Raw genomic sequence first — 26899 nt, 5'->3', positions numbered from 1 at the left:
TGGGCTCCTGGACTGGAATGGGAGGCAATCCGGAATCCAGGACGATTGTGTCCAAGCTATACAGCGCGAAGAAGGTCCTTGGTCTTCTCCAGCGCCACGTTCGCGATTCTCTTGTACGGATCTTTGATCGAAAGCTGATTGATCACTGCGTTTACGAAGTCAGGCTTCAACTTGCTGATTGCAGACAGGGTGTTTGCGACGCTATCGCGATAGCTGGCCAGTTCCTTGATGATCGCTTCCGCATGCGTTTCGCTGCCTGCTGCGATGTCAAATATATCGCGCGGCGCGATGCTCTGGCCCCGATGATAGACCTTCTTCACGATGATCTCCGGGATTGTCTCCAGAAGCACCACTTCGCCCTCGACCGTCGCTTGGGTCGTTGGCGAGGAAGTCAGTGCCTGCGCGACGATGAAATCGATCTCGCCAAATGCGAAGCCGAGCTTCAGAAGCCGTGCGCCATCCCCCATGTAATCAGCAGGCCTAATCTCGAAATCGAAATCATGCCTTCGGGGATCGAGGAAGGGAAGAACCTGAGGATCCGGCAGAAATATATCGATATCGTGGCTTATCCGATGGTCGATTTGTAGCATCATCGCTGTGCCGCCGCCGAACGTCCAACGCTCAATGATTTGCTGTTCGGCGTTGACTTGCCGGATCATCGCACAGGCAATGCGGAAAAGTTGCGCCCAATCGGATTGAGCGCTCATTTCTTACGCCGCGAGCGGAAAGGATTGCCCCGAAAATTCGGCAAACGCCTTGGCCGCGGCAACCAGCTGATCGCGGCTGATGCCATGCGTCTCAGCGAACGCGATCTGCAATTCGGGTTCAACATCCCCAAAAAAAGACGACATGGGACCACAGGCCGCCTTTGCCGAAGAGGGGTCGAGCAGACAATGGACAAGCTCCTGTGCGTCCAGCTTTTTGCTGTACGGCGCGTTCACAGTCGACAAAACTAGGAGGGGGCTGTTCATCTGCGTCACTATCTAAATGCCCGGTCAATATAGGATTGACTTGAAGCATCTACACTCTTCCTAACGGTCTTCGCGGTCAACTTGTTCCTTCTTCGTTCCATTTGCAATGGGTAGATTCGCCTCAACCCTCCAACCGAACGCCTGGAACGTGCGGTGGCTTTCCGTCGTTGGCGGGTCGGTCTAATCGGTCTCAAATGCTAGTTCTGGTCACCGGCAGTGCCGGCCATCTCGGTGAAGCGGTCCTGCGCACCCTGCGTGAGCGCGGCTTGCCTGCGCGCGGGCTCGATCTGAAGGCTTCGCCCTTCACCGACGCCGTCGGCTCGATCGTCGATCCCGCATTCGTGCGGGAGCAGATGGACGGCGTCACCGCCGTCATCCACACCGCGACGCTGCACAAGCCGCATGTGGCGACCCACTCCAGGCAGGACTTCGTCGACACCAACGTCACCGGCACGCTCAATCTGCTCGAGGCGGCCGCGGCGGCGGCCGTGAGGAGCTTCGTCTTCACCAGCACCACCAGCGCGTTCGGCTCGCAGCTTCGCCCCGAGGCCGGACAGGCTGCGGTGTGGGTCACCGAGGATCTGCCGCCGGTGCCGAAGAACATCTACGGCACGACCAAGCTGATGGCCGAGACTCTCTGCGAGCTGTTCGTTCGCGAACGCGCCCTGCCCGTCGTAGTCCTGCGGACCTCGCGCTTCTTCCCAGAGGACGATGACGATCCGGCGATGCGGTCGGTCTATACGCTCGAGAACGCCCAGGCCAATGAGCTGCTCCATCGGCGGCTGGACATCGCTGACGCGGTGAGCGCTCATCTGCTTGCCGCCGAACGCGCGCCCAGAATCGGCTTCGCCCGCTACATCGTCTCGGCCACCAGCCCGTTCGAGCAGCGTCATCTCGCCGCGCTCGCGCGCGATGCGGCCGGTGTCGTGCGCGAGCTCTATCCGGAGTGCGCGCAGCTTTATGCGGCGCGCGGCTGGCGGCTCTTCCCCGCGATCGACCGCGTCTATGTCAACGACCGCGCGCGGCGCGAGCTCGGCTGGCGGCCCGAATTCGACTTCGCGCATGTTCTGCGCAGCCTGCAAGGTGACCGCGATTATCGCAGCCCGCTGGCGCGCGAGGTCGGGTCGAAAGGCTATCATGACACGGTGTTCGACCATGGGCCGTACCCCGTCGCCTCGTAAGCGCCGCGATTGCCATTTCGCTCGACCTTTCAAATGTCTGTCCGGTCTCACCGGGAACGGGCCGGCCCCAGCCGCTCTACTGTGCATGGGGTTGTTTTCGCGTTTTTGCATGGCCTCGCCCAAGCGCCGCCTGCAACGATCCTCATGCCACTTTGATTCCGCGTTGCAGCGAGAGCATTGTCGTCACGGCGTTCGCCCTTATTGACCTTCCGTCTCAATTTTCTCGGAGCGCGAACGCGGTGCACGCGGCGCGCTTCTCACCGCTCGCGGATGTGCTAACCTTTTTGCGTCTGTCGTGCAGACGGACCCAAACTTCGCCTCTCGACTAGCAGAATACAATAATGCGCAGCCCTGACGGCTGCCTTAGGGGAGTGACGCGATGAAATTCCATCGAACCGTCTTTCAATCCGTTCTGGCGCTTGCAGCGGTTGCCCTTCTCGCGGGGACCAGCGCTGGCCATGCGCAACAGCAGGACAAGAACAAGCCGCTGAAGAAATACGAATCCGGCACCAAGGAGTTCTGGACTCATCCGCCGGACGATTGGTTCCTCGGCGACGAGACCGAGGCGCAGAAGGGCCTCGCGCCGCCGTCGGGACCGCCGACCGGCGCCTCCGACGCCGAGCTCGCCAACATCGTCAAGAAGATCAAGCTGCCGGCGGGCTTCAAGATCGAGGTCTACGCCTCGGGCGTGCTGGCCGCGCGGCAGATGGCGTGGGGTGACAAGGGCACGCTGTTCGTCGGCTCGTTCGGCCTCGGCAACGTCTATGCCATCAAGGACAACAACGGGAAGAAGGAGGTCAAGACCGTCCTCAAGGGCCTGAACATGCCCACCGGTGTCGCCTTCAGGGACGGCGCGCTCTACGTCATCGCCGTCGACAAGCTGATCCGCTACGACAACGCCGAAGCCAATCTCGACAATCTCGGCCAGGGCAAGGTCGTCTATGACGACATGCCCTCCTATGCCGCGCATGGCTGGAAGTACATTGCGGTCGACAAGGAGGGTTGGTTCTTCCTGCCGTTCGGTCCGCCCTTCAACATCGGCATTCCGCCGACCAGCGTGTCGCAGATCCGCCGTGTCGATCCCAAGACCGGCAACGCCGAGATCTGGGCGCTCGGCGTCCGCAATTCGGTCGGCGGCGACGTCGACCCGCGCACCGGCAAGCTCTGGTTCACCGAGAATGCCCGCGACTGGATCAGCGATGACCTGCCTTCGGACAAGCTGAACATGATCAACAGGATCGGCGAGCATTTCGGCTATCCCTATTGCCACCAGGGCAATCTGCCCGACGACAAGTTCGCGATGGGCCACAAATGCTCCGAGTTCACACCGCCCGTGCTGAATCTCGGCGCCCATGTCGCTCCGCTCGGCATGAAGTTCTACTCCGGCGACCAATTCCCCGCCGACTACAAGAACAACATCCTGATCGCCGAACACGGCTCCTGGAATCGCCACAAGTACCAGGGGGCACGCATCACACGCGTGATCGTCGGGCCTGACGGCAAGAACCCCAAGAGGGAGATCTTCGCCTCCGGCTGGCTCGAGGGCGACCAGGGCTATCTCGGCCGTCCCAACGATATCATCCTCGCCAAGGACGGGTCGATCCTCGTCGCCGACGACTGGGCCGGCGCGATCTACCGCATCAGCTACAGCAAGAAGTAGCGCACGCACCAAACGAGGCTGCGGCGGCCGGAAGGCGCCGCAGCCTTTTGCTTGACGCAGCAAGCTCACAGCGGAACGCGCTCGTCATGCCCGGACTTGATCCGGAATCGATCATGCGAGAAGCCCTTCAAGAATGGGATGGATTGCCGGGGCAAGCCCGGCAATGACAGTCGGAGACATTATCCATGCGAGCAGTCTGGTTTGGAGTTCTGGCCGCCACGCTTCTCGTTGCGCCGGCCACGCGTGCCGCCGACGTCGCCGCGGGCAAGGCCAAGGCGCAGGTCTGTGCGGGCTGCCACGGCGAGAACGGCATCTCGCAGACCGAGAACATCCCCTCGCTGGCCGGCCAGCCCGATCAATTCCTGCAATGGCAGCTCGTGTTTTTCCGCGCCGGCTCGCGCAAGAACGAGCAGATGCAGCCGATCATCGCGGAGATCACCAACGAGGACATCCGCAATCTCGGCGCCTATTTTTCTTCGCTGGCGCCGCCGAAGGGAGCCGAGGACGGGGATCCGGACCTGTCGAAGAAGGGCGCGCAGGTTGCGGCCGGCCGCCGCTGCGCCTCGTGCCACACGGACAGCTATGCCGGCACCAAGGCCGTCGCGCGGCTCGCGGGTCAACGCGAGGAATATCTCGTCAAGGCGCTGCATGACTACAAGGCCGGCCAGCGCGTCGGCGGCGGCGTCGCCGCGATGGCCGATGTCGCCTACCACATGAGCGACGAGGAAATCACGGCCGTCTCGCACTATCTCGCCCATTTGAAATAGCGCTGATCTGCTATCGCAAATCCGTCGTCGTCCCGGACAAGCGCGCCTTAAGCGCACGCAGATCCGGGATCCATCACCACAGGATCAGGTTTGGCGAAGACCCGGAGTTGCCGGCGTGCCGCATAGCCACTCTCCGTGGTCATGGGTACAAACCAGCGCTCACTTCGTTCGCTTGCCCGGGACGACGGCCGTGTATGAAGCGCCTACCCAGCGCGCTGCTTCTCATATGCCTTCAGATGCGTATAGGCGATACGCAGCTTCGGCACCGGCACCTTGGCCGTATCGGCGCGCGCGATCAGGTCGCCGATGACGTGGTCGGCCTCGACCGGCAGGCCAGCCTTGATGTCGCGGAACATCGACGCCGTCATTGGCGATCCTTCGGCGGTGAGGTTGCCCTTCACCCGCTCGAAGAACGGCCCGCCCGGCGGATAGCCGCACGCGGTGGCGATCGCGCTGGTCTCGTCCAGCATGCCGAGCAGGAAATCCCGGCCGCCCGGAGCCGCCAGGATGTCGCCGACGGAGGCGCGCATCAGGCTGGTGGACGCCGCGAGCGACGAGAGGAACACCCACTTCTCCCACATGTCCTGCATGATGTTCTGGCTCGCGGTGGCGCCAGTGATGCCGCTCTTGAAGGCTTCGTCGATCGCCTTCACCCGGTCCGACATCTTGCCGTCGCGCTCGCCGTAATTGATCGACTGCATCGGTTGAAGCTGCACCACCTCGCGCTTCTCGTTCAAGGTCGCCGCGATGGCGCAGAGGCCGCCGAGCACCCGCTCCTTGCCGAACCTGGTATCCAGCGTGTCGAGATGCTTCATGCCGTTGAGCATCGGAATGATCGCGGTGTTCGGTCCGACCGCGGCCGCGAACGACTTGATGGCGTCGTCGAGGTCGAACGCCTTGCAGCTCAAGAGCACGACGTCGAACTTGTCCTTGAGCGCGTCCGCCTGCACGGTCGGCGGGTTTTTCAAGGTCACGTCGCCATTCGGGCTCTTGATGACGAGACCGGCACCCGCAAGCTCGCTGGCGCGACGGGGCCGGACCAGGAAGGTGACGTCGCGACCGGCCTGCAACAGCCTGCCCCCAAAATAGCCGCCGATGGCGCCGGCGCCGACCACGAGGATACGCATGGGACAAACTCCGTTATTGTTCTTCTTCGGACAGAAGCGAATGGCGAATAGGGGGTCGCGAATAGGATAGCAGATAGCGAAACGCGAGTAACGTTTCCACTACTCACTACTCGCCACTCGCCACTCACTACTCGCCCTTTCCCAGCACCATTTCCTCGACCTCGCGCAGCTGTTCCTTGCCGAAGAAGATCTCGTCGCCGACGAAGAAGGTGGGCGAGCCGAACGCGCCGCGGGCGACGGCCTCCTCGGTGTTCTTGATCAGCTTGCCCTTCACCTCGGGTTCCCCGGCGCGGGCGAACAGCTTCTGCGCGTCGAGGCCGGAGGAGGCCAGCGCATTCGCCGCGATTTCAGGATCGTCCATCTTCTTCGGCTCGCGCCACATGTGATGGAAGGCGGCCTCGACATATTTTTCGAAGACGCCTTCGAGCTGTGCCGCGATTGCCGCGCGCATCAGGTTCAGCGTGTTGACGGGGAAATGCGGATTCCAGACATAGGGCTGGACATGGAAGCGCTTGATGAAACGCTCGGTCTCGATCGCCTGGAATTCGCGCTTGTTCCTGATGCCGGCCAGGCTCTCCGCCGGCGACTTGTTGTTGGTCGACTTGAAGATGCCGCCGAGCAGGATCGGCACATATTCGAACTTGACGCCGATCCGCTGCTCGATCGCCGGAATCGCCAGATGGCTGAGATAGGCGTTGGGGCTGCCGAAGTCGAACAGGAATTGCGGTGCGGTGCGGGTCAAAATCATTCTCCCTGACGTCGCTTTTTGTCATTGTGGCGCAGGCCGCGCCACAGGTCCACCGTTTAATGACGGTCATAATACTTAGGGTCCCGTCAGATCAGACGCCGCATCGCCTGCTTGCGCCACACCAGGAGGTAATAGCCCATCTGCAAAACGAACATGGCGCAGAACACGATCGGATAGGCTGCCCAGACGCCCTCGAGGCCGATCTTTCGGCTGAGGATCACGGCGGCCGGCAGCTCGATCGCGACAATCGCGAAGATCGAGAGAAGCATGGGTGTGAACGCGACACCGGCCGCGCGCATCGCACCGGAAAACACGGTTGCCAAGCCGAACGGCACCGAGCTCCACAAGGCGATGTACAGCAGCCTTTTCGCCATATCGAGCACGGCGCCGTCGGTGATGAAGATGCCGAGCACCGCGCGCGGCATGAGGTAGATCAGCGCGACCAGCCCGCCGGTCAGGACGAGGTTGAAGATGAGGCCGGTGCGTACGATGCCGTCGAGCCGTGCCCTGTCGCCGCCGCCGATTGCTTGCGCGCCGAGGATCGAGACCGCGATCGAAATCGACATCGCCGTGAACTGCGCATAGCCCATCACCTGGTTGACGGCGCCGTAAGCCGCAGTGGCGTCGGATCCGAAGCCGTTGACGAGGCCGAGCAGCACCAGCTCTGCGATCGCCATGGACATCATGCCGATCGCGGTCGGCAGTCCGATGCCGAGGACCTTTCCGAGCACCGCGCCGTTCAGCCGCAGATGTCGCAGCAACGCAGCGTCCGGTGCGAGCGCGTGTGTCTTCCGCAGCAGATAGGCCGCCAGCACGATCAGCGTCATCGCATTGGCGATCGCAGATGCCCATGCCGGACTGGTGATGCCGGCCGCCGGCAATCCGAACGCGCCGCGGATCAGCAATGGCGTCAGGACCAGGCCGATCGCGGTCGACAACGCCAGCGCCAGCAGCGGTGTCAGCGCGTCGCCGACGCCGCGGATCATCGCCGTCATCAGCAGGAAGACGAAGCCGAGCGGAACTGTCAGCAGCATGATCCTGGCATAGGCGCTGGCCTCATCGAGAATGTCGGCGGGCGTGGCGAGCGCCATCATCAATTGACGGCTGAACAGCCCGCCAATCAGTGCAACCGAAATCGACAGCAGCAAGCCGACTGCGAGTGTCGTACCCGCGATGACCTTGATCCGGCCGTGCTCACCCGCGCCAAAGGCCTGGCCGATCAGCACGGTGGCGCCGGTGCTCAGCCCCATGACGAAGGCGAACAGGAAGAACATCACCGGGAAGAAGACCGAGACCGCGGCGAGCGCATCGACGCCGATCATCTGGCCGAGATAGACGTTGCTGACGGTGCCGAACAGCGATTGCAGTGCGTTGCTCAGCATCATGGGGGCGAGGAAGCGGAGGAATATGGTCCAGAGCGGTTTTGGAGCGGACATGGATCGGCCTTTCATCAGGGCGTGCGAAGCCGTTGCCGCGCGATGCGCGGCTCGGCCGTCGATGGGGTTGTGAAGAGCGGCGCCTTAAGCGCGGTCGCTGTAGGCGAGCTTGACGATGTGGTCGCGGATATCAGTCGGCCAATCGGCGATCAGTCCGGTGAAGCGCCGCCGGTCGTCCGCGAACAGCGCGCGCGAGGCCTCCTCGAACTGCGGCAGGTTGCCGGCCATGGTCGACATGAAGTGATAGGCCGCATCGCGCGCGTGGCGCTCGCGCTCCTTGGCGCCGCTGGCGCGCCTGGCCTCGTCGACGAGCTTGCGCAGCGCGACCGAGGCACCCCCGGCCTGTGCGTTGAGCCACTCCCAGTGCCGCGGCAGCAAGGTCACCTCGCGTGCGACCACGCCGAGCTTCGGCCGGCCACGTCCGCGCGGCCCGCTAGGCGGCTCGCTGTTTTCGGTCGCCGGTGGCGGCATCAGCTTGGCCAGCCGCGCCAGCACCTCGCGATCGTCGCCGCGCAGGTCGAAGTCGATCGACCGGCCCGTGCCGTCGTCGAAGATGATGACCGGCTGATCCAGCGGCTGCGTTGCCCGCTTGACGGAGAGCGCGACTTCGCCGGCCGTGCCGGAGGCCAGCCGGCGCTGGCCCACAAACGCTGTGTAGGTCCCTTGCATCGGAAACGTTCCATATTGATCGTGTGGGCAGCTTAATATCCGGGTAAATTACCGGCGTCAATATACCCGGGTGAAACTATCTGCGCCGATGGCTCGACAATGTGTTCCCGGGCTGGCACGAACGCGCGGCCGATCGACCACGCCAAGCCCTGAGGACCTCGCGATGCTGACCGTTCACCACCTCAACAATTCCCGCTCGCAGCGCGTGCTGTGGCTGCTCGAGGAGTTGGGCGTGCCCTACGAGATCGTGCGTTACCAGCGTCAGCCGGACATGCGCGCGCCAAACGAGTTGCGCGCCATTCATCCGCTCGGCAAGTCGCCGGTCATCACGGACAACGGCAACACCATCGCCGAGTCAGGCGCGATCATCGAATATCTCATCGCCACCTATGGCAATGGCCGGCTGACCCCGCCGCCGAACACGCCGGAGCGGCTGCGCTACACCTATTGGCTGCATTATGCGGAGGGATCCGCAATGCAGCCGCTGCTGCTCAAGCTCCTGTTCACGCTGATGCCGAAGCGCGCGCCGGCATTGCTGCGCCCGCTGGTGCGCAAGGTTTGCAACCAGGCGCTGACTGCGCTGGTCAATCCGCAGCTCAAGCAGCACATGGACTATTGGGAAGGCGAGCTCGCCAAGAGCGAGTGGTTCGCGGGCAGCGAGTTCACCGCGGCCGATATCCAGATGAGCTTTCCGCTGGAAGCCGCCCAAGCGCGCGGCGGGCTGGAGCAGGGCCATCCCAAGGCGATGGCGTTCCTGGAGCGTATCCACGCGCGGCCGGCCTATGCGCGCGCGCTGGAAAAAGGCGGACCGTATCAGGTGGGCCGGTAATCGCGCTCACCGTCATTGCCGGGGCGCGCAACCCGAACGACAGTGAGCAATTGCGCACCTGCGCATGCAAACGAAGAGGTCTACTGCCCCGCCGCTTCGGCGCCGCGCGTGCGTGGATCGGCCGCGCCGAGCGGTCCGTTCGGCGTCACGAGAATCGAATTGGCCGATGTCTGCCCCATGGGCTCGACGGTGAGGTGGCCCATTGCCTTCAGCTCGGACAGCACATCGTCGGGAAAGCCACGCTCGACGCGCACTTCATCCGGCAGCCATTGGTGATGCAGCCGCGGCGCAGCGACGGCGGCCGCGACGTCCATCTTGTGGTCGAGGACGTTCACGATCACCTGGAGCACGGTCGAGATGATGCGGCTGCCGCCGGGGGAGCCCGTCACCAGCACCGGCTTGCCGTCCCTCAGCACGATCGTCGGCGACATCGACGAGAGCGGCCGTTTGCCGGGACCGGGCAGGTTTGCCTCGAAGCCGACGAGACCATACGCATTGGATGCACCGACCGCCGCGGTGAAATCGTCGAGCTCGTTGTTGAGCAGCACGCCGGTGCCTTCGGCGACCAAGCCGACGCCGTAGCTGAAGTTCAGCGTATAGGTGTTGCTGACGGCGTTGCCGCGACCGTCGACGACGGAAAAATGCGTGGTGTTGCTGCCCTCGCGCGTCGCGGCAGAAGCGGACACGATCTCCTTCGACGGCGTGGCCCGTTCGTTCGAAATGCCCGCGCGCAGCCTGGCGGCATAGTCCTTCGCGACCAGCGTCTCGATCGGCGCGTTGACGAAGGCGGGATCGCCGAGATAGCGCGCGCGGTCGGCATAGGCGCGCTTCATGGCCTCGATCAGCAGATGCAGCGATGCCGCCGATCCCTGCTTCAATTCGGCAAGCTGAAAGCCTTCGAGGATGTTGAGCGTCTCCACCAGCACCACGCCGCCGGACGAAGGCAGCGGCATCGAGACGATGTCATAGCCGCGATAGGTGCCGCGCACCGGCGCGCGGATGATCGGCTGATAGGCCTTGAGGTCGGCCGCTGTCATGATGCCGCCGGCATCAGTCACGGACTTGGCGAGTTTCTCCGCGACCTGTCCCTCATAGAATCCTCGCGGCCCCTGGGCGGCGACGGTCGACAGCGTTTCGGCGAGATCGTTCTGCACCAGCCGGTCGCCTTCGCCCAGCGGTGTGCCATCTGGCCGCGAGAAGATCCTGGCCGAAGACGCCCAGCGTGCCAGCCGCCGGTGCCAGGTTGGCAGCGTGTCGGCAATGTCGTCACCGACGATGAAGCCATCGCGTGCGAGCGCGATTGCGGGCGCGAGCAGTTGCGCCAGCGTGAACTGGCCCGAGCCGTATTTGTCCAACGCCAGGGCGAGGCCTGCGACAGTGCCGGGCACGCCGATGCCGAGCGCGGAATCGCGTGACTTCGCTGTATCGGGCTTGCCGTCGGCGCCGAGGAAGATCTGCGGTGTGGTCGCAGCCGGGGCGGTCTCGCGATAATCGATCGTGATGCCTTCATTGCGATCGGCGGAATGGATCACCATGAAGCCGCCGCCGCCGATATTGCCGGCACGCGGGTAGGTCACCGCCATGGCAAAGCCGGTCGCGACCGCGGCGTCGATCGCATTGCCGCCGCGCCGCAGGATGTCGGCACCGACCTGGGCGGAGATCTTCTCCTGCGCGACCACCATGCCGTGCTCGGCGCCGACGGCGCGCACCGTGTCGCGTGGTGGCAGAGCATGGCCCCGCCGCGCATCCTGAGCGGTCGCGGGAACGAAACCGAACGCCAGAGTGGCAATGACCGCGAAAAACGTCCGCCGTGTCGAATAAGGCGACATCATCAATTTCCGTCGTGCTCTCGGGCCAGTTCACACCCCTCGCTACAATGCTATACGGTTTGCCCCGACAGAGGCAAAACTGTTCGTGATGAGGACTGCTGATGACGACGATCGCTCCCGATCTGCGCATGGCCGGCGCACGGCGGACCTATCCGCCGCGCGCCGCCGTCGTCAGCTGGATCTTCTTCGACTGGGCCGCGCAGCCCTATTTCACGCTGATCACGACCTTCGTCTTCGCCCCCTACTTCGTGACCAGCATTGCGCCAAATCCCGCCACCGGCCAGTCGCTGTGGGCTTTCGCGATGGCCGCGGCTGGCCTTTCAATCGCGCTGTTGTCGCCGGTACTGGGAGCCATCGCAGACGCGGCTGGACGCAGGAAGCCGTGGATCGCAGGCTTCGGCGCGGTGCTGGTGCTGGCGTCCTGCACGCTGTGGATCGGCAAACCTGGCGATGCCGCCGTCATTCCTTTGCTGCTCACTGCTGTCGCGCTTGCCAGCATCGGGGCCGAGTTCGCTACCGTCTTCAACAATGCAATGATGCCGACCCTGGTGCCGCCTGAACGGATCGGCCGGCTCTCCGGCACCGGCTGGGCCACGGGCTACGTTGGTGGCATCGTCAGCCTGATCATCGTGCTCGGCTTCCTCGCCGCCAATCCCGGGACCGGCCGCACGCTGCTCGGCTTCGCGCCGTTGTTCGGGCTCGACCCCGTCACTCATCAAGGGGATCGTGCCGCCGGGCCGTTGACCGGGTTATGGTTCATCATCTTCGTGATGCCGATGTTCCTGTTCACGCCGGATTACCCTGCGAAGCGACCGCTGCGCGAGGCGCTGCGGGAAGGTCTGTCCGAGCTGAAGCAATCGATCAAGCGACTGCCCAAGCAGAAGTCGCTGGCGGCATTCCTGCTCGCCAACATGATCTACACCGATGGACTGGTGTCGCTGTTCGCGTTTGGGGGTATCTATGCCGCCGGCACGTTCGGCTGGCACACGATCCAGATCGGCACGTTCGGCATCATGCTCGCGGTCGCGGGCGCGTTGGGTGCATGGCTCGGCGGCAAGCTCGACGATCGCCTCGGGCCGAAGCGCGTCATCGCCGGCAGTCTGCTGGTCCTGCTGCTGGCGGTGGCCGCGATCCTGCTGGTCGACAAGGACAGCGTCCTGTTCGTCAAGACCGCGCCGCCGCAAGCAGGCGCTCCCCTGTTCTCGAGCGCGGCGGAGCGCGCCTATCTCGTGCTGGGCTGCTTGATCGGTGCAGCCGGGGGCCCGCTGCAGGCCGCCTCCCGCACGCTGCTGATCCGCCTCGCGCCGCAGGATCGCATCGCGCAATATTTCGGCCTGTTCGCTCTGACGGGGAAGGTGACGTCGTTCATCGGACCGCTCTTGATCGGCACGATCACCGCGGTGACGGCGAGCCAGAAGGCCGGCATGGCCGTGCTGGTGGTGTTCTTCGTCGCGGGACTGGGACTGTTGATGCGGGTGCGGAAATAGCCGCACCACCGTCACTCCGGGACATCGCGGAGCGATGAGCCCGGAATCGCGCCAGTGTCGCGCGAGATTCTCCGGTGCGCAATTCGCACCAGAGTTCGCTCTCTGCGCCCTGGAATGATGGCAGGCTTCAATGCCTGAAGTGCCGCGTTCCCGTGAAGACCATCGCTATGCCGTGCTCGTCGGCGGCCTTGATCACCTCGTCGTCGCGCATCGAGCCGCCGGGCTGCACCACGGCCGTGGCGCCGGCGTCGATGCAGGCGAGCATGCCGTCCGCGAACGGGAAGAACGCATCCGAGGCCACCACCGAGCCCTTGGTCAACGGTTCGGCGAGCTTCAGCTCATTGGCCGCATCCTGCGCCTTGCGCGCCGCGATCCGTGCTGAATCCACCCGGCTCATCTGGCCCGCGCCGATGCCGACGGTGGCGAGGTTCCTGGCGTAGATGATGGTGTTCGACTTGACGTGTTTTGCCACGCGGAACGCGAATTTCAGGTCGCGCATTTCCGCATCCGTCGGCGCACGCCTGGTCACGACCTTGAAGGTCATGTCGTCGACCACGGCATTGTCGCGGCTCTGCACGAGAAGACCCCCGGCCACCGTCTTGGCCGTGAGGCCGGGGGCGCGCGGGTCGGGCAGGCTGCCGGCGAGCAGCAGGCGCAGGTTCTTCTTGCCGCCGATGATGGCGATCGCCTCCTCGCTGGCGTCGGGCGCGATGATCACCTCGGTGAAGATCTTCGTGATCTCGCGGGCCGTGTCGGCATCGAGCGGACGGTTCATCGCGATGATGCCGCCGAACGCGGACGTGGAATCGCAGGCCAGCGCCCTGCGATAGGCTTCGACGAGGTTCGATCCCTCCGCGACGCCGCAGGGATTGGCGTGCTTGACGATGACGCAGGCCGCGGTGCGCTCGGCGTCGAACTCGCCGATGCATTCATAGGCCGCGTCGGTGTCGTTGATGTTGTTGTAGGAGAGCTCCTTGCCCTGGAGCTGCCGTGCGGTGGAGACGCCCGGGCGCTTGTCCGGCGTCGCGTAGAACGCCGCGGTCTGGTGCGGGTTCTCGCCGTAGCGCAACGACTGGATCAGGCGGCCGCCGAAGGCGCGGAAGTCGGGCGCGTCGATCTCGAGCTGGCGGTTGAACCAGTTCGAGATCGCGGCGTCATACGCCGCGGTGCGGGCATACGCCTTCGCGGCAAGACGCCTGCGCAGTTTCAGCGTGGTCGCGCCCTTGTTGGCGGCGAGCTCGTCGAGCACGGCCTGATAGTCCTGCGCTTCGACCACCACGGCAACATCGTCATGGTTCTTTGCGGCCGCGCGGATCATCGCGGGACCGCCGATGTCGATGTTCTCGATGCAATCCTCGAAGCCGGCGCCCTTCTCGACGGTGGCTTCGAACGGATAGAGATTGACGACCAGCAGATCGATCGGCGCGATGCCATGCGCCTTCATCGCTTCGGCATGGTCCTTGTTGTCCCGGATCGCGAGCAGGCCGCCGTGGACCTTCGGATGCAGCGTCTTGACGCGGCCGTCCATCATCTCGGGGAAACCGGTCAGTTCGGAAACGTCCTTCACCGCGAGGCCGGCCGCGGCAATGGCCTTGGCGGTGCCGCCGGTGGAGACCAGCTCGACATCATGGGCGGCAAGCGCCTTTGCGAACTCGATCAGGCCGGTCTTGTCGGAAACGGAGAGTAGGGCGCGGGTGACGCGGCGGGGATGGTCAGTCATGAGCAAGATCCTCTGTCTTAGGAGTGTCTATGCCCAGGCGCGCGGCGGTAACGTCCCGCGCTTCCCGATGGTGCTCCATCCAAGGTCGCCAGTCGCGCGAGCGCGTGCTCGATAGCAGCTTTCGGCCGGTTTCACAACGCCGGACAGGACTGGCGTCCGCGCGGCTACAGCGGTAGTTCCGGCTCCCGCCGTGCGTTGCGCCGGGCATTCGTCACCGCCGGCGACGCCGTGGAGCGCACGAAACTCCAGCGGATCGAGGGGGCCTGCCGCGCGTCCTGCCGGATCACGATCTGGGCGGTGCGGCGCGGGCCGTCATTGCCGGCCAGGAACACGCTGTCCTCGAGGTCGACCTTGTCGTCGAGCGCCTCGAAGGTCCAGACGTCGCGGTTCGGCAGCACCAGCATCACGCCGCGAGCGTCCGACAGCCGGCTCGCCTTCACCGCCGGATGCAGGTGGAAGCGCAGCGCGAAGTCGGCATCCGCGCCCCTGAAGCGTCCGCCCTGCGGCGGCGACAGGGTGTCCTCGCCATCGATGCGCGCGCCGTCATTGGCGATCATCAGCACGCGGCGGTGGATTGCCCCGAACTTGGCGAGATAGCCGTCATGCGAGGTCGTCAGCAGCGTGCCGTTCTGCACGATCTCGCGATAGCTCTCGACCTGGACGGGTCCGCTGGTGATGGGAGCGCCGTGCAAGAGCCGCTTCATCGCCGACATCTCGACGAACTGGCATGACGAGGTCTCGTGATAGGTCAGCGTCGAATGCGCCGCCGTGCTGCGTGCGAACGGCCGCCAATTGTCGCGTCCCGTGGTCGGCATGCCGCTATTGGTGACGATGCGGCTGATGCCGGAAGACAGTTCGAACGACAGGCAGCCGGCATGGGCATCGTGGCTGACGCCGGCCGGCGGCGGCGGGCCGGTATCGATGATCAACGTGGTCTGGCCGGCATCGAGGCGCTGGAAGCCGGTATGCGGCATGTTCGCCATCGGCGCGCCGTGGGTGTCGTCATAGGCGAGCAGCGTGGCGAGCAGGTCCGAAGACGTCGCGCTCATGCCGTTGAACAGGGCAAAATTGCCGTCGCCGTGCCGGAAGAAGCGCAGCATCGGCATCATGCGGTCGATCGCGTTGAGCAGCGCCGGCGGCGGCGCGATGTTGCGCGCGGCAAACGTCTGCCGCAGCGGCAGCAGATCGATCAGGAGCTCGATGAGCGCACCCGGATTGCGGGAGATGTGCCCCCCGTCGGGCAGGATCTGCCGCTGCAATTCGTCGGACAGCTTCTTGGAGGCGCTGCGGATGTGGCGTGTCTGGTTGGCGAGACACAGGGCCGAGTAGCACAGCGCGATCAGCACCTGGAGCTTCGGCACTCCGTCCGGGATGTCGACCATCGTGTAGCGCAGGAAGCGGATCTCGCGGGCCAGGGCGCGCAGATAGCGACGGTAGAACTTGTTGTCGGTCTCGCTCAGCACCAGCGGCGCCTGCGACAGAAGCGAGATCACGCGCCGGGCCAGCACGTCGGCGCGGCGCGCGACGGGGCGGCGCTTGTTGGCAGGGTTGGCGATCCAGTCCTCGATGAGCGCGCGCGCATTCGCCCGCGTCAGCGCAGTGTCGGCGGCGCGCAAATGACGCAACCAGCCGAAGCCGAGCAGCGCGACCTCCCAGTCCTCCGACGGAGGTTCGAGATCGAAGATCGAACGTCCGTGGCAATTGACGATCTTGCCCGCGAAGACGAAGCGGCCGGCATAGATTTCGGCGGCGCGGGTTGCGTCCGCGGTGCGCAGGTCGTGCGGCGCGATGATCAGTCGGTCGGTGCGGCCGGGCCAGACCCGCGAGAGCGTCACGGAACCACCGCTCGCGCGCGCGAGCATGTTCCGCGCGAAGCGGTTCATGACCAGCGTCGAGATATGTCTGCGTTGAGCGACCGACACGCCTTGCCTTGATGGGGGGAGAGGATCAGCGACGAATCCTTATTAGCCCCAAAATCGGTCGTCTGACACCACCTTGAACGGCGCGAATCAGAGTCGTGGCCGCAAAATCCAGTGCAAAATCAGGATTTAACGAGCCGGGCCGCGAAAAATCCGTCGAGGCCGCCGAGCTTGGGATCGGCGTTCGGCAGATGGCAGGGCAGGGTGCGAAGGTCGCCGTCTCGGTTGAGGATTTCGTCGAGGCCCGCCACCTCCGACGCCTCGATGGGGACGCGGCGAAGCACGGGCTCGGCCGCGAGCAGCGCTGCCACCGCCTGCTCACCCTCCTCGGGTTCCAGCGAACAGGTGCAATAGACCAGCGTCCCGCCCGGCTTGAGCAGCGACACCGATTTCCGCAGCAGCCGCTGCTGGAGTGCGGCCAGGGCGGTGATGTCGGACTCCTGCCGCAGCCAGGCCACGTCGGGATGACGGCGGATCGTGCCGGTCGAGGTACAGGGCGCATCGATCAGGATACCGTCGAAGGCCTCGGCAGGGCCGGCCCATTCCACGGCGTCAGCGACGACGGTCTCGGCCTGGAGCGACAGTCGGGCGAGGTTTTCGCGCAAACGTGCCACCCGGGCGGGCGAGCGGTCGATGGCCGTGACATGCGCGCCGGCATACGCAAGCTGCGCGGTCTTGCCACCGGGCGCGGCGCAGAGATCGGCTATGGACTTGCCTTTGACGTCGCCGAACAGCCGGGCAGGCAACGCGGCGGCGGCGTCCTGGACCCACCATTGTCCTTCGGCGAATCCGGGCAGCATGGTCACCGAACCGTGCAGCAGCATCCGCACGGTTCCGGTCGGCAGCGTCTCGCCATGCAGGCGGCTCGCCCATTGTGCGGGATCCGACTTCACCGTCAGATCCAGCGAGGGCTCGTGGCCGAGCGCCAGTGCCATGTCTCGCGCGATCGCCTCGCCATAATGCGCGCTCCACCGCGCAAACAGCCATGGCGGCAGATCCAGCGATTGCGTCGCGACCTCATCGATCAGCCCCTTGCCCTCGCGCGCGCAGCGGCGCAGCACGGCGTTGACGAGGCCGGCATAGCGCGCCGCGCGGCGGTCGGATTGCACGAGGCGAACGGAGAGATCGACCGCCGCGTGATCGGGCACGTCCATCCAGAGGATCTGGGCGGCGCCGATCAAGAGCGCGCTCTGCGCGCGCGGCGCGTCGGAGGGAATACCCTTGTCGAGCAGGCGGGACAGCACATGACCGAGCGTGCCGAGCCGGCGCAGCACCGTGGCGACGAGGCGCCGCATCAGCGCACGGTCGCGATCGGCCAGCGTCTTCAGTCCGGGGTGGGCGCCACTGCCGTCGAGCTGGTCGTCAAGCGTGCGGTGCTTGTGCAGCACGCCGTCGACGATGTCGGCGGCAATCCGCCGTGCCGCAAGACCAGGCACTTCGGATGGAGGGACGAAACGTTGAGATGGCATGCGGAAGCAAGGTTCTGAGCGAGCGGCAGTTCCGCCGCAAACGGCGCATGCCTTGAGAACCCGATCTCTGGCACGCGAATATGCCAAATGTAAGAATCGCTTGCGGGTTTTTTCAGCCCTTGGAGCCGATTTCAGGAATGCGTTATTGGGCATCGCGTTGCGCCCGGTCCTGCGCTAGAAGGCGTGACGATGAGTGACCAGTCTCCCGTTCCCGTTCCCGATCGCAAGCCGCTATCGCCGGCGGCCCAGCGCGCGCTGGCCGAAGCCGAAGCGCGCCGGCAGGCTGCGGCCGCCCAGGCCATGCACGAGGCGAGGGCGAAGGAGTTGCAGGGGCCGAAGGGGCCCGAGCCCACCCGCTACGGCGATTGGGAGCGCAAGGGCATCGCTTCCGACTTTTGAAGTCGCCGCTTCACGCGCGCTCTTCATAAGCCAGCTTGCCGGTTCAGCCGACTCAGCCCTAGCGTGCGCGGATGTCGCGCTTCGATCCCAGCCGTCCATACCGGACTTCAAACAGCGGCTCGCCGTTCGGCCGTCGCTTCTCCGGACTGTTGCCGTGGATGTTCGCGGTCGGCGTTGTGACGGCCGTGGTGCTCGGCTTCCGCCAGGGAGCGATCTGGCCTGTTCCGCAAGTGAATGACGAACGATCGCGCGATGCCGAGATCATCCTGCAGCAGTCCGGCGCAGCCGGCCTTCGCCAACCGGTCGAGGTCATTCGCACCGTCGACGGCGACACATTTCTGGCGCGCGTGCATCAGCATCATGGTGGTGATCTCGTCGCACGTGTTCGGCTGCGCGGCATCGATGCGCCCGAGCTGAAGGCCTCCTGCCAGGAGGAGCTGGACAAGGCCGAAGCTGCGGCCCGCGCATTGCGCGATCTGCTCAGTCAGGGCGGCGTGACGATCACCAATCTCGGCCCCGACAAATACGGTCGCGTTCTCGCCGATGTCGCTACCCGGAAGACGCCGAGCGTCGCGGCGGCAATGCTCGCCGGCGGCTTTGTGCGCAGTTACAATGGCGGCCATCGCAACGGCTGGTGCGCGCGCGGGTGGCGCTTCTGGTGACAAAAAAAGCCGCGTCGGTGACGCGGCCTTTCCATCTTGGCTGTTTCAGGCGATCAGCGCGTGACGACCACCGTCGTGCCGACCGAGACGCGGCCATAGAGATCGGTGATGTCGTCGTTGAGCATGCGGATGCAGCCATAGGAGACGAAGCCGCCGATCGAGCCCGGCACATTTGTGCCGTGGATCGCATACTCACCGCCCGCCAGCGTCATCGCCGCCACGCCCATAGGGTTGCGCGGCGAGCCGCCGGGAATGACGTCGGGGATGTTCGGCTTGTCGCGCTTCACCTCGGCGGGCGGCGCCCAGGCCGGATTGAGGTACTTGCCGTCGATCTTCGTCGTGCCGGCCCATTGCTTGCCGGTCTTGCCGACGCCGACCGGATAGCGCACGGCGTGGCCGTTATCGAGGATGAGATAGAGCCGCCGCTCGCTGGTCTTGACCACGATGGTGCCCGGCGAATAGTCGGCCAGGTGTGCGCCCACCAGCTCCGGCTTCGCCTCTGCCGCCGTCGACATCAAGATTCCGGCCCCGATGGTGGCGGCCAGCGCCACCGCAATCCTCATCGACATCGATGCTTCCCCTTGCCCCAAAACGGATCGCTCAAAATGACGCAGAACCCGGCAATCGCCGCGCCAAGCCCTCATAGCGCTCATTCTTAACCGCGCCTGTTAACCGGATGGTTTCCACGCACGGCCGCCGAGGGCCAGCCAGCAGCGGGAACAAAGGAAATGTTCGAAATAAAGTAAATGACTTGAAAACAACACCTGGCGGGAAAGATGCCGGACGCGGCAGGGCAGTCCTGACAAGTGTGTGAGGACGTGAACGGCTGTTGTTTCGAGGAGGCGTTGGCGCGAAAGGCGGCCCTGGCCCGCACGCAGGGCAGCGCCTTGGCGCTGCTGCGTGGAGCCGGAGCACAGCTCTTCATGGGGTTGGCTAGCCCCGGTTCAGCAGCGCATCACTTGCGGGCTGCGCTGCGTCCGCGGCACGAGAGCGGCTTACGCCGACTTTCGGTTCTGCCGGTTCTTGACCAGGTCGTCGACGACAGCGGGATCGGCCAGGGTCGACGTGTCGCCCAGGCTACCCGGCTCGTCTTCGGCGATCTTGCGCAGGATGCGGCGCATGATCTTGCCCGAGCGGGTCTTGGGCAGGCCCGGCGCGAACTGGATCTGGTCGGGCGAAGCGATCGGACCGATCTCCTTGCGCACCCAGGTGACGAGCTCCTTGCGCAGATCGTCGGTCGGCTGCACGCCGGCCATCAGGGTCACATAGGCGTAGATGCCCTGGCCCTTGATGTCGTGCGGGAAACCGACCACCGCAGCTTCCGACACCTTCTCATGCGCGACCAGCGCGCTCTCGACCTCGGCGGTGCCCATGCGATGGCCGGAGACGTTGATGACGTCGTCGACGCGACCGGTAATCCAGTAATAGCCGTCGGCATCGCGCCGGCAGCCGTCGCCGGTGAAGTACTTGCCCTTGTAGGTCGAGAAATAGGTCTGCTCGAAGCGGGCGTGATCGCCGTAGACCGTGCGCATCTGCCCAGGCCAGGACCGCGTCAGGCAGAGATTGCCTGTGGTCTCGCCTTCCAGCACCTTGCCGTCGGCATCGACGATCTCGGGCACGACGCCGAAGAACGGCTGCGTCGCCGAGCCCGGCTTCAGCTTGGTGGCGCCCGGCAGCGGTGTGATCAGGATGCCGCCGGTCTCGGTCTGCCACCATGTGTCGACGATCGGGCAGCGATCGTCGCCGACGACGCGGTGATACCACTCCCAGGCCTCCGGGTTGATCGGCTCACCGACCGAGCCGAGCAGGCGCAAGCTCGCGCGCGAGGTCTTCTTCACGGGTTCGTCGCCCGATTGCATCAGCGCGCGGATCGCGGTCGGCGCGGTGTAGAAGATGTTGACCTTGTGCTTGTCGATGACGTTCCAGAACCTGGAATTGTCAGGATAATTCGGCACGCCCTCGAACATCAGCGTGGTCGCCCCGTTCGCCAAGGGCCCGTAGAGGATGTAGCTGTGGCCGGTGACCCAGCCGACGTCGGCGGTGCACCAGTAGATGTCGCCGTCGTGATAGTCGAAGACGTATTGATGCGTCATCGAGGCGAACACGAGATAGCCGCCAGAGGTGTGCAGCACGCCCTTGGGCTGGCCGGTCGAGCCCGAGGTGTAGAGGATGAACAGCGGATCCTCGGCGTGCATGTGCTCGACCGGGCATTCGGTCGTCACCATCGCCGCGGCTTCGTGGTACCAGAGGTCGCGCGTCGGGTTCATGTCGACCTTGCCGCCGGTGCGCTTGACGACGACGACCCAATCGACGCCATCGGCCTTGGCGAGCGCCGCGTCGACATTGGCCTTCAGCGGCACCTTCTTGCCGCCACGCAGGCCTTCATCCGCGGTGATGATGATCTTGGATTGGCAATCGTTGATGCGCTGGGCGAGGCTGTCGGGCGAGAAGCCCGCGAACACCACTGAATGGATTGCGCCGATGCGGGCGCAGGCCAGCATCGCATAGGCCGCTTCCGGAATCATCGGCAGGTAGATGGTGACGCGGTCGCCCTTCCCGACGTTGCGGGTGCGCAGGATGTTCGCCATCCGGCAGACTTCGTCATGCAGCTCCTGATAGGTGATGTGCCTGGACTGCGAGGGATCGTCGCCTTCCCAGATGATCGCAGTCTGGTTGGCGCGCGTGTGAAGATGCCGGTCGATGCAATTGTGGGCGACGTTGAGGATGCCGTCCTCGAACCATTTGATCGAAATGTTGCCGGGCGCGAACGAGACGTTCTCGATTTTGGTCGGCGCCTTCATCCAGTCGATGCGCTTGGCCTGCTCCGCCCAGAAACCATTGGGGTCCGAGATCGAGCGAGCGTACATCTCCTTGTACCTGGCCTGGTCGACCCAGGCGCGCTTCGCCCACTCCGCGGGGACGTCGTAGATCTTCTCGGACATGCTTCCCTCCACATACGGCAGGCCAAACGCCAGCGATCGGCGAGCCGACTTGATCATTGACTGATTATGCGTCGGGCTAACCGGACCCGACAAGGAGCACAAGCTGGACCTTCGGCGGGTTGCCGGCCATGCGGAGGATCAAGGCCGCCGGCTGCCACTGTCGCAGATCTGAAACAGGCCCAGGTCGCCTTTCGCGTGTTTACCCCATTTGCGCGGAACGGGCCGGCCCAGGGCCTCATGCAGCGCTAGAGGTATTTAGAAACCCCTTCTCACTGATTCGGGACTCGCAATACGGTTCGGAACACCCTAAATGGCCAACCCGGGTCCAAAGAGACCCCTCGGAACAAAAATCAGAACAGCGGCATTGATCGATAACAGACAGGGCTAAGGCATAACGCTATGATGGATCAGCAGAATCTCGGGACGATGCGGCCCGCTTCAGCCGATCCTGCGGCCATCGCGCTGGCCAAAGCCCTCGGACAATGGCCCAAACCGGCCGGTTTCAGGCGCCCCAGCCCGAAAAAGACCTTCGATACGGCGCCGGCGACGGTCGAGGCGCTCGCCAGGGAGCATGGCCTGCGGCTGGGCGACCAGAACGAGCTGACCATCCGGCGCGTCAAGCGCGGCAAGGGCTATTCCTTCGTCCGCCCCAACGGCGCGCATATCCGCGACGCCCGCACCATCCGCCGCCTGCATGCCATGGCGGTGCCGCCGGCCTATCGCGAGGTCCGCTACTCGGCCGATCCGAATTCGCATCTCCAGGCGGTGGGACGCGATGCCGCGGGCCGGCTGCAATATCGCTATCACGCCGATTGGGAGAAGGTCCGCGAGCACCGCAAGGCGCATCGCCTCGAAAAGCTCGTCGGGGCGCTGCCAAAAATCCGGCGCAAGGTCTCGGCGTTCCTGTCGGGCGACGAGCCGACGCGTGAGTTCGCGCTCTCGGCCGTGATCGAGCTGATCGCGCGTACCGCGATCCGTCCCGGCAACGAGTCCTATGCCCGTCTCAACGGCACCCGCGGCGCAACCACGCTGCTGAAGTCCAACGTCACGCTCGAGGACGACTGCTTCGTGCTGACCTTCAAGGCGAAGGGCGGCAAGGCTGTGCGGAAGGAGTGCGACGCGGCCAAGCTGGTGCGCGCCGTCGGCATTTTGCAGGCCGTTCCCGGTAAGCGCATGTTCCAGTACCGCGATGCCTACGGCATCGTGCGCGCGGTCAACACCACCCAGGTCAATGCGTTTCTGCGCGAGATCGCCGGCATCAAGATCTCGCTGAAGGATTTTCGTACGCTGATGGCGTCCGCCGTCGTGGTGGAATCGCTGTCGCGGATCACGCCGGCGACCAGCCAGCGCGGCCGCAAGAAGCAGGTGCTGGACGCAATCCGCTCCGCGGCGGACAAGCTCTCGAACACGCCGGCGATCTGCCGCAGGAGCTACGTCCACGATACCATCGTCACTGCGTTCGAAGAGGGCATCCTCGAGCGCTTCGCCGCGACCATGAAGGGCCAGCGCTCTCAGGCGAGGCGCGAGCAGCTGCTGGCGCAGGTGGTGGCGACCGTCGCGGTGTGATGCGCATCCGGCATCGTAGCCCGCATGAGCGTAGCGATATGCGGGTCGAGTGATCCCGGATGTCGCTGCGCTCATCCGGGCTGCGGCGGCGGTGATCTACACTCCGCCCATCTTGCAGACGAGCTTCCACTCCTCCGCCGTCACCGGCTGCACCGACAGGCGCGAATATTTCACCAGGGCCATGTCCGCGAGCTTCTTCTCGGCCTTGACCGCGGCCATCGTCACCGGCGTCTTCAGGGGCTTGTCGGCCTTGATGTCGACGCAGACGAATTTGCCGGTCTTGTCGGTCGGATCCGGATAGGCCTCCTTGATGACCTCCGCGATCCCGACGATCTCCTTGCCCTCGTTGGAATGATAGAAGAACGCCTTGTCGCCCTTCTTCATGTTCACGAGGTTTTGGCGCGCGGTGAAATTGCGCACGCCGGTCCAGGCCTCGCCCTTGCCGCCCTTCGCGACCTGCTGGTCCCAGGACCACACCGACGGTTCGGATTTCACGAGCCAGTACGCCATGCCTATTCCTCTGCCTTGAAGGGGCGCGTCATCAGCGCCGAGATCGCGGCGTCGATCGTACGTCGTCCGCTCAGGATCGCCGCGACCGCTTCTGATACCGGCAACTCGATATTTTGCGAAGCTGCGAGTTCGATCAGCACGGGTGCCGTGAACTCGCCCTCGGCGAGCTTGCCAGCGGGAGGCTGTTCGCCGCGCCCCAGCGCGAGCCCGAGCGCGAAATTGCGCGATTGCGGGCTCGAGCAGGTCAGGATCAAATCGCCGAGACCCGACAGGCCGGTGAGCGTCTCGCTGCGCGCGCCGAGCGCGCGGCCAAGACGCGTCAGCTCCGCAAAGCCGCGGGTGGTGAGCGCAGCCTGGGCCGAGGCGCCGAGCCTGCGCCCGACCGCGATGCCGACCGCGATTGCCAGCACGTTCTTGGCCGCACCGCCGATCTCGACGCCCCGGATGTCCGTGGAGTGATAGGGGCGGAACGTCGGCGAACCGAGCGCCTGCACGAGCGCGCGCGCCAGCGCCTCATCGTTTGCCGCCAGGGTCACCGCCGTCGGCAGGCCGCGCGCGACGTCGTCGGCAAAGCTCGGGCCCGACAGGATCGCCGGCTGCGCGTGCGGCGCGGCCTCGGCGATCACGTCGGTCATGAACTTGTGGGTGCCGTGCTCGATGCCCTTGGCGCAGGCGACGATCGGCACCGGCCTTGCCAGATGCGATGCCAGCATGTTGACGGCGCCGCGCAAATGTTGCGCCGGTGTCGCAATCAGCAGCATGTCCGCGCGCGCCGCGAGCGAGAGGTCGCTGGTGACGACGATATCAGGCGCAAGCTGGACGCCCGGCAGCCGCGGATTGTCGCGGCTCGACGCAATCCGCGCGGCATGCTCCGCATTGCGAGCCCAGAGCGTGACGCTTCGCCCGGCTCGCGCTGCAACGGCCGCCAGCGACGTGCCCCATGCGCCCGCGCCGATCACCGCGACGGAGTCGAACGCCGACATCGCTAGAATCCCGCCCGCGTCTTGCCGTAACCCGCGGGTGCCGTCGCGTCGGCGTCGAGCAGCCATCGTGCGCGCGGCTGCGCCTCCATCGTGTCGGTCAGCCCGAGCGCGAGGCGTTCGGCGCCGGCCCATGCGATCATTGCGCCGTTGTCGGTGCAGAGCGCGGGCGGCGGCACGATCAGCTGCGTCTGCGCTTGCTTTGCGACGTCATCGAGAGCGCTGCGGATCGCCTGATTGGCGGCGACGCCGCCGGCAGCGACGAGCGCGTGCGGCGCGCCGAACCTTTCGCGGAAAAGCCTGAGGCCGACGCTCAGCCGGTCGGCGATCGAGTCGATTACGGCGGCCTGAAAACTCGCGCAGAGATCGCTGACGTCCTGCGGCGTGAGCTCAGCCAGCCGGCTCGCTTCGGTGCGCACTGCCGTCTTCAATCCCGACAGCGAGAAATTGGCATCGGGGCGTCCCTGCATCGGCCGAGGAAACGCAAAGCGCGTGGCGTCGCCGCCTGCCGCGGCGCGTTCCACCTGCGGCCCGCCGGGATAGGGCAGTCCCAGCATCTTCGCGACCTTGTCGAAGGCCTCGCCGATCGCATCGTCGACCGTGGTGCCGAGGCGTACATACTGGCCGACGCCGGTGACTGCGACGATCTGGGTGTGGCCGCCGGAGGCCAGGAAGAGACAATAGGGAAATTCGATTCCATCGGTGAGCCGTGGCGTCAGCGCATGCGCTTCGAGATGGTTCACGGCGACCAGTGGCGTGTCGTGCACCATCGCGATCGCCTTCGCGGTGGTGAGCCCGACGATGACGCCGCCGATCAGGCCGGGTCCCGCGGCGGCCGCGACGCCGCTCAGTTGGGCGAAGCCGATGCCGGCCTCACGCATGGCGCGATCGATGATGCCGTCGAGCAGATCGACATGCGCACGGGCCGCGATCTCCGGCACGACGCCGCCGAAGCGGGCATGCTCCTCGACCTGCGACCTCACGATGTTGGACAGGATCTTGCCGCTGCCGTCAGGCGCGCGCTCGATCACGGCAGCCGCGGTTTCGTCGCAGGTGGTTTCTATGCCCAGCACCAGCATTGGCGAATTGTTATCCAATTTGCGCCCTTGCGCTCATCCATAAAGCAGAGTTCTGGTACGTCCGGTAGCATCCCGAGGTCGGCTTGCGCAATCGTGACGCGCGACCGTCCAGGTCAATGCGTCCGCCACGTGGTTCGGGAACACCAGCGATGTCCATTCTTGTCACACGGCCGCATCCCGACAACGAGGCGACGGCGGAAGGCCTGCGCGCGCGCGGGCATGCTGTGCTGCTGGCCCCGGCGCTCAAGTTCGAGCCGGTCGCCCTCCATGGCGAGAGTGAAGCTCCCTATGGCGCCGTTCTCGTCACTTCAGCCAACGCCATCCGCGGCCTCGCGCCGCAATTGCCGGATCTCGATCTCCTGAAGCTGCCTTTGTTTGCGGTCGGCGAGCATACGGCTGCTGCGGCGCGCGAGGCCGGTTTTACCGAGGTGATCGTCGCCGGCGGCGATGCTGCTTCCTTGCGCGAAAAGGTAATGCAGAGCGTGCGTGACAAGGTGCTGAAGAAGAAGAGCACGCTGCTGTATCTCGCCGGCGCGGATCTGTCGCGCGACCTCGGCGGCGAACTCGGTGCGGAGGGGTTCCGTGTGGTCACGCAAACGACCTATCGCATGACGCCAGTCAAGCATCTGCCGCGAGAGGTTTGCGAGGGCTTTGTCGCCCACGACGTCGAGACGGTGCTGCACTACTCCCGTCGCAGCGCACGAGCGTTCTTGGATGCGGCGCGGGAAGAAGGCGTCGAAATTTCGGCGCTGGCCATCCCCCATTGCTGCCTGTCCGCGACGGTTGCGAGCGTGCTGCGCGACGCTGGCGCGTCACAGGTTCTGGTGGCCGCGACGCCGGACGAAAGTGCCTTGTTCGACACCTTGGAGCGTGCGTTGCGCACCCGTTTGGCGTAAGAGGTCAGGCCGAATCCGACGCAATCTAGTTCACCCAGGTAATGGAAGTGTGA

At 65.1% G+C, this 26899-nt stretch carries 24 protein-coding genes and 1 riboswitch; of the genes, 9 read left to right on the top strand and 15 right to left on the bottom strand.

The genetic code is table 11. The annotated features are described in order from the left end of the window. Nucleotides 1–56: 56 nt before the first annotated feature. Both ACYCVF_RS16900 and ACYCVF_RS16895 read right to left on the bottom strand, forming a co-directional pair. The gene (locus ACYCVF_RS16900) at nucleotides 57–707 is read right to left on the bottom strand and encodes a nucleotidyl transferase AbiEii/AbiGii toxin family protein (RefSeq protein ID WP_459598116.1); all 651 of its coding nucleotides are present in this window, start codon (nucleotides 705–707) and stop codon (nucleotides 57–59) included. 3 nt (nucleotides 708–710) lie between these two features. Beyond that, entirely contained in the window at nucleotides 711–971 is a 261-nt protein-coding gene (locus tag ACYCVF_RS16895) for a hypothetical protein (protein ID WP_459598114.1), read from the bottom strand. A 194-nt stretch (nucleotides 972–1165) separates the two neighbouring features. Here ACYCVF_RS16895 and ACYCVF_RS16890 point away from each other — a divergent pair, with 194 nt between their 5' ends. The 3 genes from ACYCVF_RS16890 to ACYCVF_RS16880 all read left to right on the top strand — a co-directional run bounded on the left by ACYCVF_RS16890 (nucleotide 1166) and on the right by ACYCVF_RS16880 (nucleotide 4579). Then, nucleotides 1166–2152: an NAD-dependent epimerase/dehydratase family protein gene (locus ACYCVF_RS16890; RefSeq protein ID WP_459598112.1), complete on the top strand. Its 987-nt coding sequence runs from the start codon at nucleotides 1166–1168 to the stop codon at nucleotides 2150–2152. 379 nt (nucleotides 2153–2531) lie between these two features. Continuing rightward, the gene (locus ACYCVF_RS16885; protein ID WP_459598110.1) at nucleotides 2532–3812 is read left to right on the top strand and encodes a PQQ-dependent sugar dehydrogenase; all 1281 of its coding nucleotides are present in this window, start codon (nucleotides 2532–2534) and stop codon (nucleotides 3810–3812) included. Nucleotides 3813–3997: 185 nt separating this feature from the next. Further along, a complete protein-coding gene (locus ACYCVF_RS16880; RefSeq protein WP_459598107.1) occupies nucleotides 3998–4579 on the top strand; it encodes a c-type cytochrome in 582 nt (193 codons plus the stop codon). A gap of 203 nt (nucleotides 4580–4782) precedes the next feature. Here ACYCVF_RS16880 and panE read toward each other — a convergent pair whose 3' ends face one another. The 4 genes from panE to ACYCVF_RS16860 all read right to left on the bottom strand — a co-directional run bounded on the left by panE (nucleotide 4783) and on the right by ACYCVF_RS16860 (nucleotide 8559). Beyond that, a complete protein-coding gene (gene panE, locus ACYCVF_RS16875) occupies nucleotides 4783–5706 on the bottom strand; it encodes a 2-dehydropantoate 2-reductase (protein ID WP_459598105.1) in 924 nt (307 codons plus the stop codon). Nucleotides 5707–5833: 127 nt separating this feature from the next. Beyond that, on the bottom strand, nucleotides 5834–6448 hold the full coding sequence (locus tag ACYCVF_RS16870; RefSeq protein WP_459598103.1) for a 2-hydroxychromene-2-carboxylate isomerase: 615 nt from the start codon (nucleotides 6446–6448) through the stop codon (nucleotides 5834–5836). A gap of 92 nt (nucleotides 6449–6540) precedes the next feature. After that, nucleotides 6541–7890, bottom strand: a complete 1350-nt coding sequence (locus ACYCVF_RS16865) for an MATE family efflux transporter (protein ID WP_459598101.1) — start codon at nucleotides 7888–7890, stop codon at nucleotides 6541–6543. Nucleotides 7891–7974: 84 nt separating this feature from the next. Further along, a complete protein-coding gene (locus tag ACYCVF_RS16860; RefSeq protein ID WP_459598099.1) occupies nucleotides 7975–8559 on the bottom strand; it encodes a DUF2239 family protein in 585 nt (194 codons plus the stop codon). 163 nt (nucleotides 8560–8722) lie between these two features. Between ACYCVF_RS16860 and ACYCVF_RS16855 the strand changes: the two genes are divergently transcribed. Continuing rightward, nucleotides 8723–9388: a glutathione S-transferase family protein gene (locus ACYCVF_RS16855; protein ID WP_459598097.1), complete on the top strand. Its 666-nt coding sequence runs from the start codon at nucleotides 8723–8725 to the stop codon at nucleotides 9386–9388. An 80-nt stretch (nucleotides 9389–9468) separates the two neighbouring features. On the opposite strand, the gene ggt is transcribed toward ACYCVF_RS16855, so the two are convergent. Then, complete coding sequence (ggt, locus tag ACYCVF_RS16850) at nucleotides 9469–11220, bottom strand: gamma-glutamyltransferase (protein WP_459598095.1); 1752 nt, start codon at nucleotides 11218–11220, stop codon at nucleotides 9469–9471. Nucleotides 11221–11318: 98 nt separating this feature from the next. On the opposite strand from ggt, the gene ACYCVF_RS16845 reads away from it, so the two are divergent. After that, nucleotides 11319–12704 carry an MFS transporter gene (locus tag ACYCVF_RS16845; RefSeq protein ID WP_459598093.1) on the top strand — a complete coding sequence of 462 codons (1386 nt, stop codon included), beginning with the start codon at nucleotides 11319–11321 and terminating at the stop codon, nucleotides 12702–12704. Between the two features lie 127 nt (nucleotides 12705–12831). On the opposite strand, the gene purH is transcribed toward ACYCVF_RS16845, so the two are convergent. The 3 genes from purH to ACYCVF_RS16830 all read right to left on the bottom strand — a co-directional run bounded on the left by purH (nucleotide 12832) and on the right by ACYCVF_RS16830 (nucleotide 17812). Next, nucleotides 12832–14424, bottom strand: a complete 1593-nt coding sequence (gene purH, locus ACYCVF_RS16840) for a bifunctional phosphoribosylaminoimidazolecarboxamide formyltransferase/IMP cyclohydrolase (RefSeq protein WP_459598091.1) — start codon at nucleotides 14422–14424, stop codon at nucleotides 12832–12834. 24 nt (nucleotides 14425–14448) lie between these two features. Then, nucleotides 14449–14530: riboswitch (ZMP/ZTP riboswitch) on the bottom strand. 58 nt (nucleotides 14531–14588) lie between these two features. Beyond that, nucleotides 14589–16307 carry a heparinase II/III family protein gene (locus ACYCVF_RS16835; RefSeq protein ID WP_459598089.1) on the bottom strand — a complete coding sequence of 573 codons (1719 nt, stop codon included), beginning with the start codon at nucleotides 16305–16307 and terminating at the stop codon, nucleotides 14589–14591. 158 nt (nucleotides 16308–16465) lie between these two features. Further along, a complete protein-coding gene (locus ACYCVF_RS16830; protein ID WP_459598087.1) occupies nucleotides 16466–17812 on the bottom strand; it encodes an RsmB/NOP family class I SAM-dependent RNA methyltransferase in 1347 nt (448 codons plus the stop codon). Between the two features lie 189 nt (nucleotides 17813–18001). Here ACYCVF_RS16830 and ACYCVF_RS16825 point away from each other — a divergent pair, with 189 nt between their 5' ends. Beyond that, complete coding sequence (locus ACYCVF_RS16825) at nucleotides 18002–18211, top strand: DUF1674 domain-containing protein (protein WP_459606564.1); 210 nt, start codon at nucleotides 18002–18004, stop codon at nucleotides 18209–18211. Nucleotides 18212–18282: 71 nt separating this feature from the next. Then, entirely contained in the window at nucleotides 18283–18873 is a 591-nt protein-coding gene (locus ACYCVF_RS16820; protein ID WP_459606563.1) for a thermonuclease family protein, read from the top strand. Between the two features lie 53 nt (nucleotides 18874–18926). Here the strand turns inward: ACYCVF_RS16820 and ACYCVF_RS16815 are convergent, their stop codons facing one another. Continuing rightward, nucleotides 18927–19442 carry a L,D-transpeptidase gene (locus ACYCVF_RS16815; protein WP_459598081.1) on the bottom strand — a complete coding sequence of 172 codons (516 nt, stop codon included), beginning with the start codon at nucleotides 19440–19442 and terminating at the stop codon, nucleotides 18927–18929. 426 nt (nucleotides 19443–19868) lie between these two features. Beyond that, nucleotides 19869–21815 carry an acetate--CoA ligase gene (gene acs, locus ACYCVF_RS16810; RefSeq protein ID WP_459598079.1) on the bottom strand — a complete coding sequence of 649 codons (1947 nt, stop codon included), beginning with the start codon at nucleotides 21813–21815 and terminating at the stop codon, nucleotides 19869–19871. A 399-nt stretch (nucleotides 21816–22214) separates the two neighbouring features. Between acs and ACYCVF_RS16805 the strand changes: the two genes are divergently transcribed. Further along, nucleotides 22215–23381 (top strand): DNA topoisomerase IB, encoded by a 1167-nt coding sequence (locus ACYCVF_RS16805; protein ID WP_459606562.1) that lies wholly within the window; start codon nucleotides 22215–22217, stop codon nucleotides 23379–23381. A 96-nt stretch (nucleotides 23382–23477) separates the two neighbouring features. Here ACYCVF_RS16805 and ACYCVF_RS16800 read toward each other — a convergent pair whose 3' ends face one another. From ACYCVF_RS16800 to tsaD, 3 genes are read right to left on the bottom strand one after another with little or no spacing between them, the layout of a single operon-like run. After that, the gene (locus tag ACYCVF_RS16800; protein ID WP_459598075.1) at nucleotides 23478–23891 is read right to left on the bottom strand and encodes an EVE domain-containing protein; all 414 of its coding nucleotides are present in this window, start codon (nucleotides 23889–23891) and stop codon (nucleotides 23478–23480) included. Nucleotides 23892–23893: 2 nt separating this feature from the next. Then, nucleotides 23894–24874, bottom strand: a complete 981-nt coding sequence (locus tag ACYCVF_RS16795; RefSeq protein WP_459606561.1) for an NAD(P)H-dependent glycerol-3-phosphate dehydrogenase — start codon at nucleotides 24872–24874, stop codon at nucleotides 23894–23896. 2 nt (nucleotides 24875–24876) lie between these two features. Continuing rightward, entirely contained in the window at nucleotides 24877–25950 is a 1074-nt protein-coding gene (tsaD, locus tag ACYCVF_RS16790) for a tRNA (adenosine(37)-N6)-threonylcarbamoyltransferase complex transferase subunit TsaD (RefSeq protein ID WP_459598071.1), read from the bottom strand. Nucleotides 25951–26099: 149 nt separating this feature from the next. Here tsaD and ACYCVF_RS16785 point away from each other — a divergent pair, with 149 nt between their 5' ends. Further along, on the top strand, nucleotides 26100–26846 hold the full coding sequence (locus ACYCVF_RS16785) for a uroporphyrinogen-III synthase (RefSeq protein ID WP_459599638.1): 747 nt from the start codon (nucleotides 26100–26102) through the stop codon (nucleotides 26844–26846). Nucleotides 26847–26899 lie beyond the last annotated feature (53 nt).

This window comes from Bradyrhizobium cedriense (assembly GCF_054602315.1).
Note: the sequence above shows the minus strand (reverse complement) of the source record. Positions and strands in the feature narration are given on the sequence as shown.